At 73.7% G+C, this 15437-nt stretch carries 13 protein-coding genes; 6 read left to right on the top strand and 7 right to left on the bottom strand.

The window, feature by feature from the left end:
* The first annotated feature begins 146 nt into the window (after window positions 1–146).
* Complete coding sequence (locus GUY61_RS22440) at window positions 147–788, top strand: uridine kinase (RefSeq protein ID WP_208106322.1); 642 nt, start codon at window positions 147–149, stop codon at window positions 786–788.
* Window positions 789–924: 136 nt separating this feature from the next.
* Here GUY61_RS22440 and GUY61_RS41595 read toward each other — a convergent pair whose 3' ends face one another.
* Window positions 925–3108 carry a protein kinase domain-containing protein gene (locus GUY61_RS41595; protein ID WP_166632024.1) on the bottom strand — a complete coding sequence of 728 codons (2184 nt, stop codon included), beginning with the start codon at window positions 3106–3108 and terminating at the stop codon, window positions 925–927.
* Between the two features lie 110 nt (window positions 3109–3218).
* A complete protein-coding gene (locus tag GUY61_RS22430; RefSeq protein WP_313896797.1) occupies window positions 3219–4004 on the bottom strand; it encodes a class I tRNA ligase family protein in 786 nt (261 codons plus the stop codon).
* 326 nt (window positions 4005–4330) lie between these two features.
* Here GUY61_RS22430 and GUY61_RS22425 point away from each other — a divergent pair, with 326 nt between their 5' ends.
* Window positions 4331–5215, top strand: coding sequence for a PhzF family phenazine biosynthesis protein (locus GUY61_RS22425; protein ID WP_166632023.1), 885 nt, complete (start codon window positions 4331–4333; stop codon window positions 5213–5215).
* Between the two features lie 74 nt (window positions 5216–5289).
* Here the strand turns inward: GUY61_RS22425 and GUY61_RS22420 are convergent, their stop codons facing one another.
* The 5 genes from GUY61_RS22420 to GUY61_RS22400 all read right to left on the bottom strand — a co-directional run bounded on the left by GUY61_RS22420 (window position 5290) and on the right by GUY61_RS22400 (window position 10461).
* Window positions 5290–6192, bottom strand: a complete 903-nt coding sequence (locus GUY61_RS22420) for a carbohydrate kinase family protein (RefSeq protein ID WP_166632022.1) — start codon at window positions 6190–6192, stop codon at window positions 5290–5292.
* Complete coding sequence (locus GUY61_RS22415) at window positions 6189–7175, bottom strand: pseudouridine-5'-phosphate glycosidase (protein ID WP_166632021.1); 987 nt, start codon at window positions 7173–7175, stop codon at window positions 6189–6191. The genes GUY61_RS22420 and GUY61_RS22415 overlap by 4 nt, the downstream gene beginning before the upstream one ends.
* A 252-nt stretch (window positions 7176–7427) precedes the next feature.
* Complete coding sequence (locus tag GUY61_RS22410) at window positions 7428–8660, bottom strand: MFS transporter (protein ID WP_313896798.1); 1233 nt, start codon at window positions 8658–8660, stop codon at window positions 7428–7430.
* A gap of 230 nt (window positions 8661–8890) precedes the next feature.
* Window positions 8891–9469, bottom strand: coding sequence for a methylated-DNA--[protein]-cysteine S-methyltransferase (locus tag GUY61_RS22405; RefSeq protein ID WP_166632020.1), 579 nt, complete (start codon window positions 9467–9469; stop codon window positions 8891–8893).
* Between the two features lie 59 nt (window positions 9470–9528).
* Window positions 9529–10461 carry a glycerophosphodiester phosphodiesterase family protein gene (locus GUY61_RS22400; protein ID WP_166632019.1) on the bottom strand — a complete coding sequence of 311 codons (933 nt, stop codon included), beginning with the start codon at window positions 10459–10461 and terminating at the stop codon, window positions 9529–9531.
* Window positions 10462–10721: 260 nt separating this feature from the next.
* Here GUY61_RS22400 and GUY61_RS22395 point away from each other — a divergent pair, with 260 nt between their 5' ends.
* The 4 genes from GUY61_RS22395 to GUY61_RS22380 all read left to right on the top strand — a co-directional run.
* Window positions 10722–11540, top strand: coding sequence for an MHYT domain-containing protein (locus tag GUY61_RS22395; RefSeq protein ID WP_313896796.1), 819 nt, complete (start codon window positions 10722–10724; stop codon window positions 11538–11540).
* Between the two features lie 29 nt (window positions 11541–11569).
* Window positions 11570–13741: an excinuclease ABC subunit UvrB gene (gene uvrB, locus GUY61_RS22390; protein WP_166632018.1), complete on the top strand. Its 2172-nt coding sequence runs from the start codon at window positions 11570–11572 to the stop codon at window positions 13739–13741.
* A gap of 148 nt (window positions 13742–13889) precedes the next feature.
* The gene (locus tag GUY61_RS22385) at window positions 13890–14468 is read left to right on the top strand and encodes a TerD family protein (RefSeq protein WP_166632017.1); all 579 of its coding nucleotides are present in this window, start codon (window positions 13890–13892) and stop codon (window positions 14466–14468) included.
* A gap of 198 nt (window positions 14469–14666) precedes the next feature.
* Window positions 14667–15437 (top strand): TerD family protein (locus GUY61_RS22380; RefSeq protein ID WP_166632026.1); only part of this gene is annotated, 771 nt, incomplete at its 3' end.

The following is a 15437-nucleotide window of genomic DNA, read 5'->3' as shown; positions in this document are numbered from 1 at the left end:
GTCGACGACGTCGCGGCCACGCTCACCTTCCTCGCCGCGCAGGGCAGGCGGGACGGCGTGCGGGTCATGCTGCCCCGGCTGTGGCAGGAGACCACCGTCTTCCACGCTCCCGAACACTGAACCGCCCGCCCGTCCCGCGAGGCATGATGGAGCGTGTGCGGCTCGAAGCGATCACCTGGGAACGACTGGCCGACGCCATCGCCGAGCGGGCGGACGGGCTGGAGCCCGCGGACGGCGGCCCCTGGCCGAAGCTCGCCGTGGACGGCGCCCCGGCCGCGCGGACCGGGGAATTCGCCGAGCTGATCGCCGAGGCGCTGCGCCTGCGCGGACGGTCCGTCCTCGTCGTGGCCGCCGAGGGCTTTCTGCGGCCCGCCTCGCTCCGCCTCGAGTACGGGCACCACGACGTGGACTCGTACTACGGCGGCTGGTTCGACGTGAACGCCCTGTGGCGGGAGGTGTTCGCGCCACTGGAGCCCGGCGGCGGCGGACGCGTGCTGCCCGACCTGTGGGACCCGGTCACGGACCGGGCCACCCGCAGCGCGTACACCCGGCTCCCGGAGGGCGGCGTCCTGCTGCTGCACGGACCGCTGCTCCTCGGCCACTGGTTCCCCTTCGACCTGAAGGTGCACGTCCGGCTCTCGCCCGGCGCCCTGCGGCGCCGCACCGAGGCGGGCGAGCGGTGGACGCTGCCCGCCTTCGAGCGGTACGAGGAGGAGGTGCGGCCCGCCGAGAACGCGGACGTCGTCGTGCGGGCGGACGACCCGCGCCACCCGGCCGCGGCACTGTGACGCGGTGACCGACGCGCCCTCGGTGGCCCGTCCACCGTCCGTCAGTCCACAGCCCGTCCGTCCACAGCCCGTCCGTCCACCGCCCGCCGCTCCGCCCCGGCCGCGTGCCGGGCTGCCCGTCGGCTCCGGCCGCCGGTCAGGAGACGTCGGCCACGGAGAAGACCCCGAGGTCGTTGACCCCGTACAGGACGCCCTTCGCCGGCAGCGGCGGCACCGGGCTCGGCGACAGCTCTTCGAAGGAGCGGCCCGCCGTGTCGAACGGCGGGTCCGTGCGCCCGATCTCCTCGCCGGTGCGCGGATCGAGCGCGAGGACACTGGTGTCCGGCATGTTGACGTACAGCCGGCCGTCGTGGAGGGCGGGCTCGCCGAAGACCCGCAGCTCGCGCGAGCTCGTCCACAGCGGCTTGCCCCGCTTCAGATCGAGCGCGAGCAGCGCCTCGTTGCCGTAGTCGAACAGGTACATGGTGTCGCCGTGCACCAGCGGCGGGGCCTCCGGCTCGACGCTCCACGGGAAGTCGATGCGCCGGGTCCTTCCGGTCTCCAGGTCCTGGATGAAGAAGGCGGCGGAGACCCCCGTGCCGTCCTCCCAACGCGCGTAGTACGCCGTGCCGTCATGAACGGTGGCCAGCCACAGGTCGCCCTCCGGGGCGGTGACCGTGCCCAGCGTCCGGCCCGTCCGCGCGTCGATCCGGGCTATTGGGCCGCTGCCGCCCCGCAGATCGGCGTAGAGCATCCCCTCCGCGCCGGCGTGGAAGGGGCTCGGGGAGGCGGAGGCCAGTTCCCGCCGCCACACCTGCTCGCCGGTGCGGGGGTCGTACGCCGCGTAGTCCGCGCTCTTCGAGGCGCCGAATTCGTCCAGCCGTGCTACGAGTACGCCGCTCAGGTACGAGAACTCCGCCACCGGCCCGTCCAGGTGCCACAGGCGTTTCCCGGTCCTGCCGTCGAAGGCGTCCACGCCTCGGGCGGCGTCCGCGCTCCTGACGTACACCAACCCGTCGTGGACGACCGGTCTGCTCACGGCCGGACCGAGCACCCCGCGGTCCTTCATCGGCCTGGTCCAGTCGACGCGGCCCGTCGTCGGGCTCAGCCGCAGCAGCGCCGCCTCCGGGGTGGAGCAGAAGACCCCGAGAGCGTCCGGGGTGCAGGACGGGCTGAGGGACGGGCCCGCCCGGACCTCGTCGTCCCGCCCCAGCGTCGTGCGCCACGGCTGCCAGCCCGCCGGGGTCGTGCGGGTGGTACTCCCGGTGACCGTCCGGGGCACGGCGTCGTTCGTCGGGCCGAGCGACAGGACGGCGGCGGTCGTCCCCGCCGCGCCCAGCAGCAGTGCGGCGGCGATCGCCACCCACCTCCGGTGCCCGACGCGCCGCCCTGCGGACTCCGACAGCACGGTCGCACCCGCGCCCGGGGGGAGCGGCGGTGCACCGGCGTTCCCCCGTTCGTCCCTGCTCCCGGCCGCGCCGGGACTGCCGGGATCGCCGGAGTCCCGGGTTCGCGCCGGGGCCCCGGGCAGTTTGGCCAGCGCCTCCAGCACCTCGCCCGGAGTCGGCCGGGCCGCGGGGTCCTTAGCCAGACAGGCCGTCACCAGCCGCCGCGCCGGCTCGGGCAGCCCGCCAAGCTCCGGCTCGCTGTGCACGGTGTTGTACGCGGCCACATAGGCGTTGTCCGCCTCGAAGGGGCTGCGCCCGGTCGCCGCGTACACCAGCAGCGCGCCCAGCGAGAACACGTCCACCGCGGGACCCACCTCGCGGGGGCGGCTGAACTGCTCGGGCGCCATGAACGGCGGGGAACCCATCACCATGCCGGTCTGCGTCCGCACGTCGCTGCTCGCCGCCCGCGAGATGCCGAAGTCGATGACCCGCACCGCCCCGTCGTCGCCCTCCTCGTCAAGCAGCAGGACATTGCTCGGCTTGAGGTCCCGGTGCACGACCTCCGCGCGGTGGATCTCCCGCAGCGCCTCGGCGAGTTCGGTCCCCAGGCGGTGCAGCGCGGGCCAGTCCAGCGGGCCCGACTCCGTCACCCGCTCAGCCAGGGTGCGGCCCGGCACGTACGCGGTCGCCATCCAGGGCCGCTCCGCGTCCGGGTCGGCGTCCACGACCGGCGCCGTGAACGCCCCGCTGACCCGGCGCGCCGCCGCGATCTCCTGCCGGAACCTGGCCCGGAACTCCGCGTTGTCCGCGAACCGCGCATGAACGACCTTGACCGCGACGGCCCGCCCCGACGCCGACCGGGCCAGGTAGACGACGCCCATGCCGCCCGTCCCGATCCGCGCCTCGATCCGGTGGCCGCCCACCGACCGGGGATCGTCCTCGCGAAGACTCACCGCGCCCCTTCCCCCACTTCCGGCAAGAACAGCTCACTTTAGGCCCTGTTCCGCGCGGGGCGTCCTCCGCCCGGAGCGACGGCCGCCCGGCCCCCGGCAGGTGCCGGCGCTCAGTGGCCGGTCCACTCGCCGACCCGGGGGAACAGCCGCCCCGCGGGCGGCAGTACGCCGCCCACCGGCGTGCACCGCTCCCGCACCAGGGCCGCCGCGCCCGGCAGAAACGGCTCCAGCTCCGTGGCCACCACGGCGCAGGCAGCCACCAGCTCGGCCAGCGCACGGTCCAGCCGCCGCCCGGCCTCCGGGTCGCCGGCGCGTTCCGCCGCGGCCAGTTCCCACGGGCGGGTGCGGTCGACATGCCGGTTGGCCTCGTCCACCACACTCCACACGGCCAGCGCCGCCCGGCGGAAGTCGAAGGCCTCCAGCGCGGCGTCCACCAGCCCGGGCGCCCGCCCGCACACGTCCGCGATCCGCCCGCCCGGCTCCCTGTCCGGCGCCCCGCCGGGCACCGAGCCGTGCGCCGTACGGGGCACCGCAGCGCCGGACCCTCCCGCGGGCACAGCGGCGGGCACCACGCCCGCCCGGAAACGGTGGACCATGGTCACCACCCTGGCGACCAGGTTCCCCAGGCCGCCCGCGAGATCCGAGTCGGCCCTGGCCACCAGCCGTTCCAAGGTGAAATCGACGTCCCCGGCCCTCGGCACCTCCCGCAGCAGCCACCAGCGCACCGCGTCCGTGCCGTAGTCGTGCACCAGCTCCAACGGGTCGACCGTCGCCCCCGCCGACTTGCTGATCTTGCGGCCGTCCACGGTCAGACAGTCGTGCACGAGCACGTCCGTCGGCAGCGGCAGCCCCGCCGACAGCAGCATCGCCGGCCAGTACACGGCGTGGAAGCGCACCCGCCCTGCACCAGTTTCAGCGCGAAGCCGAGGTGGGGACGGGAATTGACGTACGGAATCGTCGTCGTCACGTAGTAGTTCATGGGAACCCTTCCTGCCGCGAGGCGGGACGTCCCGAAAACGAAAGAGGCCCCGTCCCCGGGGCCCTGGTCACGTGTCAGCAGCCCCGCAGCGGGGGCATCGTCCGACAGGAAGTCTCGATCATGCTGCGAGCGTAACAGCGCCCGGCAGCCCGCGCCGCGGATTTCCCGCCCCGTCACCGCCGAGGTCCACCCACCTCGGATTGGCCCTCCAACCGTGCCGCGCCCGCCTCCTATCGTCGGCCCATGCGCATCCGAATCATCGACGCCTTCACCGACCGGCCCTTCGCCGGCAACCCCGCGGGAGTGTGCCTGCTCGACGACGGTTTCCCCTCGGACGCCTGGATGCAGCGGGTCGCCTCCGAACTCAACCTCTCCGAGACGGCGTTCGCCCACCCACTGCCCCCGGGCGAGGACGCCGACTGGGCGATCCGCTGGTTCACACCCGTCGACGAGGAGGTCCGCCTCTGCGGCCACGCGACCCTCGCCACCGCCCACGCCCTCGCCGCGTCCGGCCCGGTCCGCTTCCGCAGCCTCCGCAGCGGGGTTCTCGTCACCCGGGGCAACGAGGACGGCAGCATCACCCTCGACTTCCCCGCCGCGACCGTCACCCGGATCCCGCAACCGGCCGGCCTGACCGAAGCCCTCGGCGTCGCACCGGAGTCCACCCACACCGCCACCGTCACGGACGACCTCCTGGCCGTCCTGCCCGACGAGACGGCGGTACGGGAGGCGGCACCCGACCAGGCGGCGCTGGCGGCGCTCCTGACCCGCGAGTCCGCCCGAGGCCTCATCGTCACGGCCGCCGCACGGAACCACGACGCGCACGGCGCGCACCCCGCCGACGGCACGAAAGGCGCCGACGGGACGCAAGTCATGGGCGGCACGTACGACTTCGTCTCCCGCTTCTTCGCCCCCACGGCCGGCATCCCGGAGGACCCGGTGACGGGCAGCGCCCATGTGTCCCTGGCCCCCTTCTGGTCCGCCCGCCTCGGGCGGATCGCGCTCACCGCGCTCCAGGCCTCGCCCCGCACCGGACTCCTCCACACCTCGGTGCACGGCGACCGCGTCCATCTGCGCGGCCACGCGGTCACGGTGCTCGACGGCACGCTCCACTCGGAGCCTTTCTGACGGGTCGTCAATCACGGCCCCGCCGCAGCCGGGACTTCCCGCCGACGGGCCCGTGTTCCCCCGGGCGTAACCGCTCAGCCGTACTGAGCGGGTCGCCCCCCGATCAGCGTCACCGCTTCCGCCCCGGCCCTGCACCCCGCCTCCGCCGCAGCGACCACGCCCGCGCCGCCGAGCCGGGCCGCCAGGAAACCGCCGGTGAACGCGTCCCCCGCCCCGGTCGTGTCCCGCGGGGTCACCCGCACGCCCGAGACCTTCACGACCTCCGCCCCGCCACCCGCGACCAGCGCGCCCTCCGCTCCCAACGTCACCACCACGAGCGGAAACCGGCTGCCCAGCGCCTCCGCGGCCCGTACCGGGTCGTCCGCCCCGGTCAGCAGCAGCGCCTCGTCCCGGTTGGGCAGCAGCACGTCCGCCCCCTTGACCGTGGCCAGGAACCGCTCCACCCCCATGCGCGCCACGAACCCGGCCGACGCCGGATCCACGCTCACCGGCACCCGCCGGGCCCGCGCCGCCGCCATCGCGAGCCGTACCAGCGCGCGCGGCTCCTCCGCGAAGCACAGGTAGCCGGAAAGGTGCAGATGGGAGACCCCGTTGAGCAGCCCGTCACGCCAGTCGGCGACGGACAGCCGCAGCGCGGCCCCGCTGTCCGTCAGGAAGGTACGCTCCCCGTTCGCCGCCGAGTCGACGAGTGAGACCACGGTCCCGGTCGGCTCGTACTGGTCGGTGATCAGCAGGGGCCGCACACCGGCGCGGATCAGCGCCTGCCCGTGCCACGCGGCCGCGTCCGCGCCGACCCGCCCCAGCATCCGTACGTCGCGCGCCCCGCGCCGTACCGCCCAGCAGGCCGCGTTCGCCCCGGCGCCGCCCGGCAGCATCGCGATCCGCGCCGGCGTGTCCGTGGCCGGTGCGAGCGGCCCCTCGTGGCGTGCGACCACGTCGGTGATGACGTCACCGATGACCAGCAGCCCTCCGCTCATGCTCTGCGGGGGTCTTCCGCGGGCGCCTGGGCGCCGTACGCATCCCCGGTGCGGGCGAGGTCCGCGTACGCCTTCGCGATCCGCGCCGCGAGCCGCACATTGCCACGCACGGCCGCCACATTGGCCTCCAGCGAGGCGCCGTCCGTGCCCCGGACCAGCCGGTCGAGGAGGAACGGGGTGACGGCCTGCCCCGTGATCCCCTCCCGGGCGCACGCCCGCAGCGCCTCCGCCAGCACCCGGTCGTGCAGCCCGGGGTCGAGCTGCTCGTCCTCGGCGACCGGGTTCGCCACGATCAGCGCGGAGTCCAGATCGTCCAGCGCGTCGTGCGCCCGCATCACCGCGGCGACCTCCTCCGGCGACCGCACGGTCCAGTCCACCGGCTGCGAGGAGGACCGCAGGTAGAAGCCCGGGAACTCCGAGGTCCCGTAGCCGATCACGCCGACCCCCAGCGTCTCCAGCCGCTGCAGTGTCGCCGGCACGTCGAGGATGGACTTCACCCCGGCGCAGACCACCGTGATCGGCGTGCGGGCCAGCAGCCGCAGGTCGGCTGACTCGTCCTGGTCGCGGGTCCAGTCGCGGTGCACGCCGCCCAGGCCGCCGGTCGCGAAGACCCGGATACCGAACCGCTCGGCGAGGAAGGCCGTCCCTGAGACCGTGGTCGCACCGCTGACCCCGGCGGCCATGGCGGGAGCGAGGTCGCGGTGACCGAGCTTGCGTATGCCGTCCTCGTTGGCGATCCGCTCCAGTTCCGCCTTGCCGAGGCCGACATGGGGCCGTCCGTCGACGACGGCGATCGTAGCGGGAACCGCGTCCTCGGCCCGTACGAGTCCCTCCAACTCCTGCGCGATCCGCAGGTTCCGGGGCCGCGGGAGACCGTGCGCGATGATCGTGGACTCCAGGGCGACCACCGGCCGCCCGGCGTCCAGTGCCTCACGCACCTCCTCCGACACGGCGAACGGGGAATCAGCAGCAGGCACAGGCATCGCACGAACCTCCGGTCTCGCGGCACTCATTGCATCAATGGCGACGCGGGCACTCTCTCAAACCCGCCCGGCGCAGTGACTCGTACGGCAGTGTCGTGCCGCCCGTCGGCCGGTCCGCGTGGACACCGGACTCCGGCGCCCTTGCGTACCTGTCCGCTCGGCACGGGTGCCGCCGCCTCTGACGCCCCTCGACGTCCCCCCACGGCGCTCCGGCCGGCGCAGGCGGCCCGGTGGCGGCCCGGCGCCGACGGGTCAGCGGCTGATGGCCCTGCGCATGGCCAGCAGGGCCATCGGCAGCAGCAGGCACGCGGCGAGGGCGTTGAGCCAGCCGTAGCCCGCCTGGGCGACGACGATGCCCGCGACGACACCCCCGAGGCCCGCGCTGGCGTTCATGGTGAGGTCGGAGAGTCCCTGGACGGCCGCTCGCGAGGGCTGCGGGACGGAGTCGGTGAGCAGGGCGGAGCCCGCGACGAGGCCGGCCGACCAGCCGAGGCCGAGGACGAAGAGACCGGCGGCGGTCCTGCCGTGACTGGCGCCGGCGGTCCCCGCGAGCAGGGCCGCGCAGGCGAGCAGCCCGGCCGCCAGGCCGATGACCGAGAGCCGGCCCAGCTTGTCGGAGAGCCGGCCCATCACCGGGGAGAACGCGTACATGCCCGCGATGTGCCCGCTGATGACGAGGCCGATCAGTTCGATGCCGGCGCCGTGGTGGGAGAGCGCCACCGGGGTCATCGACATGATCGACACCATCGCGGTGTGCGCCACGGCGACCGTGACCAGCGCCAGCCTGGCCATCGGCGACGCCGCGACGGCCGCGAACCCGGCGCGCAGTGAGCGGGCCCCCGGCGCCTCCGGTTCCTTACCGGCCGCGAGCGCGCGGGCCGTGAGGAGCGGATCGGGGCGCAGCAGGACCCACACCGTCGCGGCGGCCAGCACGAAGACGACCGCGGCCCAGGCGAAGGGGCCGGCGGCGGCGGGTATGCCGAGGCCGGTGACGCTGCGCCCGGCCGGCGCGGCGATGTTGGGGCCGAGGACCGCGCCGATCGTGGTGGCCCAGACGACGGTGGAGATCGCCCGTGCCCGGTGGTCGGGCTCGGCGAGGTCCGCCGCGGCGAACCTGGCCTGCAGGTTCGCCGACGAGGCCCCTCCGAAGCCGGCCATGCCCAGCAGGAGGAGGGGGAAGCTGCCGATCACGGACGCGAGGACCACGACGCCGGCGCCGAGTGCCCCGATGCCGTAGGCGAGGACGAGCCCGGCGCGGCGGCCGCGCGCGGTCATGAGCGCGGCGAGCGGCAGCGACAGCAGCGCCGTGCCGACCACGGTCGCGGTCGGCGCCAGCCCGGACAGGGCCTCGGTACCGCTGACCTGCTGGGCCAGCACCGCCGCCAGGGCGATGCCGGTCGCCACTCCGAGGCCGCCGAGGATCTGGCTTGCCACGAGCACGGCGGTGGTGCGCCTGCGCAGCGCGCCGATGTCGGCCACGGGCACCGCGCAGTGCCCGGTGGGCGGGGGCGCCTCCGGCCGCGTGTCCTCGGGTGCCTTCGGCGGCACGGAGGGCTGGGCTACGTCGTCAGTCACCTCCGCAGTGTGCCACCTCGCACGTCAGTACGGCCTTCCCGCTTTCTGGCCCCCCTGCCGCCGGGCTCCGGCGCGCGGTGCCGCGCGCCGGAGCCGTCCCGCACACCCGCCCGGGCCGGCGCCCGGCCACCGGCGGCGTCTCAGAACAGCGGCTCCGGCAGCACGCCCTCCAGCGCCAGCAGCCTCCGCTTGGTCTCCAGGCCGCCCCCGAAGCCGCCGATGCCGCCGTCGCTGTCCACCACCCGGTGGCAGGGCACCACCACCGGCAGCGGGTTGGACCCCATGGCCGCGCCGACCGCCTGCGCCGCTCCCGGCCGGCCCACCCGGCGGGCCAGCTCGCCGTAGCCCACGACCGTGCCGTACGGGACGCCGGAGGCGAGCGCCCGCAGCACCTCGCGGTTGAAGCCGCCGCTCAGCGACCAGTCGAGCGGGAGGGTGAAGGCGCGCAGCGTGCCCCCGAAGTACGCCCGGAGCTGGCGTATCGGCTCGGCCAGCAGCTCGGGACGGTCCGGGCGCACGGGCTCGGTGCCCAGCCGCCCGGCCAGCCGCTCGAGCGCCCGCCCTGTGACCTTCTCGTCGGCGTGGAAGACGACCTCCACCAGGCCGGTCCCGGTGGCGGCCAGCAGCAGCGGGCCGATGTCACTGCCGGTCACCGCCCACTCGACGCGCCGTCCGCCCCGGCCCCGCTCCTGGTCCCGCCCGTCCTCGTCACTGTCCACACGCCCACCGTACGGCCGGCCACTGACAAGGCCCCCGGCCGGCCGCGGCGGCACCCGGCTCAGCGGACGGCCGAAGCGGCGGACAGACCGAGCGGCCACTTCCAGTAGCCGCCGCCGGTGGCTTCGCGCACGACGTCCGGCGTGTTGCTGATGATGCCGTCGACTCCGTAGCCCTGGACGCGTACGGCGGTGGAGGCGTCGTTCACCGTCCAGGTGAACACCTCGAGCGGCTTTCCGTGGGCGCCCTCGAGCCTGTGGACCTCGGCGACGTAGCCGGCGGAGATCGTGGAGTGCGAGGGGTTGATCTGGTCGGCGAACCGGGCGTACTCCGGCAGGTCCGCGACCGGCGGGGTGCCGAGGAAGCCGGTCTTGAGGCTGCTCCGCAGGCCGTGCACGGCCCTGACGCTGTCGGCGCTGAAACTCTGGACGGTCAGCCGGTTCCGGTGCGCGGCGTCCAGCCACCCCTGCCGGTCCAGGACGCGCAGGATCTGGGACTCGATGCCCGGGTAGAGCTCGGGCCTCTTGATCTCGAGCAGCAGGCTCTGCCGGCGCACCGAGACGCGGTGCAGGTACTGCCTCAGCGTGGGGACGCGCTGGCCGGCGTACTCCTCGCCGAACCAGCTGCCCGCGTCGAGGCGGGCGATCTCGGCGGCGGTGAAGTCGGCGACCTTCCACGGCGCACGGTCGGGGAAGACCTGCTCCACGTTCGTCGTCCGCTCGAGCGTCGGGTCGTGCATCACCACCAGCTCGCCGTCCTTGGTGCGCTGGACGTCGTTCTCCACCCACCTGATGCCCAGCCGGGCCGCCGCGTCGACGGCGGCCAGGGTGTTCTCCGGCGCGTAGGCGGAGGCACCCCGGTGCGCCACGACCGTCGGGGCTCCGTCCTGAGCGGAGCGGCCGGCGTGTCCCGCGGCTCCGGCCGTGCCCGGCAGGACCAGGGCACCGACTCCGAGGATCGTGGCGGCGGTTGCGGCGACAGGGCGTACGTTCACGTGGACTCCTCGCGTCGTCGGATCACGGACCCGCCGACCATGGCAGGTGAGAGCCAACAGATGGCAGGCGGGCAGTGGACACAACCTGAACGGAGCCAACCGGGTCACAGCCGTCCGCCCCGGGTTCTGGCAGATCCTGTGGAAATCACTCGACCGGTCCGCGCGGCACCCTACGCTCTGCCCCAACCGCGGCCGACGCGGCTCCGGTCGGGCCCCTCGGGGCGGTTTCGCGGCGCGTCCAGCGAAGGAGGGCGGCAAGTGTGGCCATCCAGAGCACCGTCAGCACCGTCAGCGCTGTTCATGGGGGCGGCTACGGCCCGGTCGCGCCGGTGGCCGCCTACACCGTGGCGTCGCTGAGTGCCGCGCTCGGCCTGCGCTGCACGGTCCGCTCGCTCATGGCGGGCGGCTCCCGCAGGTCCGGCTGGCTCGCGCTCGGCGCCGCAGCCATCGGCGCCGGGGTGTGGATCACGCACTTCATCGCGATGACGGGATTCACGGTGGCGGGGGCACCGATCCGCTACGACGCGGCGACGGCCTTCGCCGGCCTCGCCGCCGGCGTCCTCATGACGGGCATCGGGGTCTTCATCGCCTGCCACCGGGGCCCGACCGCCCAGGCGCTCTTCACCGGCGGAGTGATCACCGGACTCGGTATCGCGGCGACGCACTACCTCGGGATGGCCGGACTGCGGCTGCGCGCCGACCTCGCCTACGACACGTCCACGGTCACCGCGTCGGTGCTGATCGCCGTGGTGGCCGCGACCACCGCCCTGTGGATCGCCCTCTCGGCAAAGGGCTTCCGGGCCGGCCTCGCCGCCTCCCTGCTCATGGGCCTGGCCGTCTTCGGCATGCACTACACGGCGATGGCCGCCGTGGACGTGCGCCTGCACGACACCACGGGCCCGGCGGCCGCCGCCACGCCCCTCTCCCCGCCGGCCCCGATGATGGCCGGTCCGGCCGTCTTCCTGCTCCTCGCGGGCCTGGTCGTGGTCATCGAGCCGCTGGTGGTCACGGGCGGGCCGGGGCGGCGGCGTACCCGGCCCGGTCCCGCCGCCGTCCGGGGGCGTCCCGTCCGCCGCTGATTGTCAGTGGGGGGTCGTACGGTGGTGGCATGCGGCCCCATTCCCATATCCAGCGCACCGTGGCGCCCTTCGAGGTCGTCAGCTCCTACCGGCCCAGCGGCGACCAGCCCACGGCCATCGCCGACCTGGAGCGGCGCATCCGCGCCGGTGAGCAGGACGTCGTCCTGCTCGGCGCGACCGGCACAGGAAAGTCCGCCACCACGGCGTGGATGATCGAGCGCCTGCAGCGGCCCACGCTGGTCATGGCGCCGAACAAGACGCTTGCCGCCCAGCTCGCAAACGAGTTCCGCGAGCTCCTCCCGAACAACGCAGTCGAGTACTTCGTCTCGTACTACGACTACTACCAGCCGGAGGCGTACGTCCCGCAGTCGGACACCTACATCGAGAAGGACTCCTCGATCAACGAGGAGGTCGAGCGGCTGCGCCACTCCGCGACGAACTCGCTGCTCACCCGGCGTGACGTCGTCGTGGTCGCCTCCGTCTCCTGCATCTACGGCCTGGGCACGCCGCAGGAGTACGTCGACCGGATGGTGCACCTTAAGGTCGGCGGGGAGATCGACCGGGACCAGCTGCTGCGCCGCTTCGTCGACATCCAGTACACGCGCAACGACATGGCGTTCACCCGCGGCACCTTCCGGGTCCGCGGCGACACCGTGGAGATCTTCCCGGTGTACGAGGAGCTGGCCGTGCGCATCGAGATGTTCGGCGACGAGATCGAGGCCCTGTCCACGCTGCACCCGCTCACCGGCGAGGTGATCAGCGACGACCGGGAGCTGTACGTCTTCCCCGCCAGCCACTACATCGCCGGACCCGAGCGCATGGAGAAGGCGGTCAGCGGCATCGAGCGGGAGCTCGAGCAGCGCCTCGCCGAGCTGGAGAAGCAGGGCAAGCTGCTGGAGGCCCAGCGGCTGCGCATGCGCACGACGTACGACATCGAGATGATGCGCCAGATCGGCACCTGCTCCGGCATCGAGAACTACTCGCTGCACATGGACGACCGGGAGCCCGGCTCCCCGCCGAACACCCTGCTGGACTACTTCCCGGAGGACTTCCTCCTGGTCATCGACGAGTCGCATGTGACCGTCCCGCAGATCGGCGCCATGTACGAGGGCGACGCCTCCCGCAAGCGCACCCTCGTCGAGCACGGCTTCCGGCTCCCCTCCGCGCTCGACAACCGCCCCCTGAAGTGGGAGGAGTTCCTCGAGCGGACCGGGCAGACCGTGTATCTCTCCGCCACCCCGGGCTCCTACGAGCTGTCCCGCTCCGACGGCTTCGTCGAGCAGATCATCCGCCCCACCGGTCTCGTCGACCCCGAGGTCGTGGTCAAGCCCACCGAGGGCCAGATCGACGACCTGGTCCACGAGATCCGCAAGCGCACAGGAGGAGACGGGGCGGCACCGGACGGCGAGGGCAGGGGGAGGGTGCTGGTCACCACGCTGACCAAGAAGATGGCCGAGGACCTCACCGACTACTTCCTCGAGCTCGGCATCGCGGTCCGCTACCTGCACAGCGACGTCGACACGCTGCGCCGGGTCGAGCTGCTGCGCGAGCTGCGCGCCGGCGAGTACGACGTCCTCGTGGGCATCAACCTGCTGCGCGAGGGCCTCGACCTGCCCGAGGTGTCGCTGGTCGCCATCCTGGACGCCGACAAGGAGGGCTTCCTGCGTTCCGGCACCTCGCTGATCCAGACCATCGGCCGTGCGGCCCGCAATGTCTCGGGCCAGGTGCACATGTACGCCGACCGGATCACCCCGGCCATGGAGAAGGCCATCGAGGAGACCAACCGGCGCCGCGCCAAGCAGATCGCGTACAACACCGAGCGGGGCATCGACCCTCAGCCGCTGCGCAAGAAGATCAACGACATCGTGGCGACCATCGCCCGCGAGGAGGTCGACACCGAGCAGCTCCTCGGCACCGGCTACCGGAAGGCGGGGAAGGACGGCAAGGGCGCCAAGGCGCCGGTGCCGGCTCTCTCCGGGGCCGCGGCGGCCAAGGGCGGCAAGGCGGCGCGGGGCAGGAAGGGCGCCGTGGAGCCCACCGACCAGCCCGCCGCGGAACTCGCCGCGCTGATCGAGGAGATGACCGAGCGGATGCGTGCTGCCGCCGCGGAGCTGCAGTTCGAGATGGCCGCCCGGCTGCGTGACGAGGTCGGTGAACTGAAGAAGGAGTTGCGGCAGATGCGGGAGGCGGGCATCGCCTGAGCCGCCGCGGCGGTGCGGCGCACCTGCTGTGTTGCAAGACCGCCACAAAAGACCGCCCCCCGGGCTGCGATGTCGGTGCCACTGCGTAGGGTTCACACCAACCGCACACACGGGCGGCAACAGGGGAAGGCAAGAGAGGGGACAGCGCGTGACGGTCAACATGACCAAGGGTCAGGCCATCAGTCTGCAGAAGAACGACGGGGGGACGCTGACCGCGGTGCGCATGGGGCTGGGCTGGCAGGCCGCCCCGCGGCGGGGCCTGTTCGGGTCGCGCACCAGGGAGATCGACCTCGACGCCTCGGCCGTGCTGTTCGCCGACAAGCAGCCCGTGGACGTGGTCTTCTTCCGCCACCTCGTCAGCGATGACGGCTCGGTGCGCCACACCGGCGACAACCTGGTCGGCGGCGCCGGACAGGGCGGTGACGACGAGTCGATCCTGGTGGACCTGCAGCGCGTGCCGGTCCACATCGACCAGATCGTCTTCACGGTCAACTCCTTCACGGGCCAGACCTTCCAGGAGGTGCAGAACGCCTTCTGCCGCCTGGTCGACGAGACCAACGGCCAGGAGCTGGCCCGCTACACGCTCGACGGCGGCGGGCAGTACACCGCGCAGATCATGGCGAAGGTGCACCGCGCGGGCACCGGCTGGCAGATGACCGCCCTGGGCTCCCCGGCCAACGGCCGCACGTTCCAGGACCTGATGCCGGCGATGCTGCCGCACCTGTAGATCCTCCGGTACAGGCACCACAGGCACCCGCACCACCGCAGCTCCCGGAGGCACTGAGCCCCCGGGAGCTGCGCCGCACCGGCACGGCCGGACCCGGCCCGCCGGACCGGCGCGCACGCACCACCGCACGAACGACCCGCGCTCTGGTGCGCTACGACCCGCACCTCCGTGCGACGACTCGACGAGGGGACCACGACGATGACGGCCGCCGAGCTGGTCAGAGGGCAGAACCACCCGCTGCCCGAGACCCGTCTGGAGATCCGCGTCTCGGCCGGGAAACCCGTCGTGGCCGGTGCCGCGCTCGCCGACGAGCAGCGCAGGGTGCCCGGCGTCGAATGGGTCGCCCACCCGGGCTCGCCCAATCTCCCCGGCCTGGAGGTCTCCAAACAGGCCGCCGCCGACCACCGGCTCGCCGTCGACCTGGACGCGCTGCCGGACACCATCCACTGGGTGAGCGTCCTGCTGGCCCTCCCCGCCGGAGTCGGCGGCCCTGCCCGCTTCGGCGGAATCGCCGCCCCCTTCGTCTCGGTCACCGGCCTCGACGGCACGGAGATCGCCAGCTACACCATCACCGACCTGGAGGCCGAGTCGGCGGTGGTCGCCCTGGAGCTCTACCGCAGGCAGGGCGCGTGGAAGGTGCGCGCCGTCGGCCAGGGCTACGCCGGCGGGCTCGCCGAACTCCTCGGTGACCAGGGCATGGCCGCCGCCCGGGAACTGGCGGACGCCATCAACGGCGCCGTCGTGGAGGGCCTCGCCCGCACGGTCGCGGCACCCCCGCCCCGTACGACGGCGGACGGGCCGGCCCGCCGCGCCGGCGCGCTCGGCCAGACGACGGCCGGCGGCGCGTCGGCGCTTGACCGCCCGGTGTCTGACGACCTCGCCCACCAGCCGGTCGGCGAGGCGTTCACTCGGTCTCTCGGCGAGTTGCCTGCCGATCTCCGGAGTTCCGCCGGTGCCCGGGAAGTCCGC

Source organism: Streptomyces sp. GC420 (genome assembly GCF_009916105.1).
Classification (GTDB): Bacteria; Actinomycetota; Actinomycetes; order Streptomycetales; family Streptomycetaceae; genus Streptomyces.
This window is presented reverse-complemented; position numbering and strand designations above follow the sequence as displayed.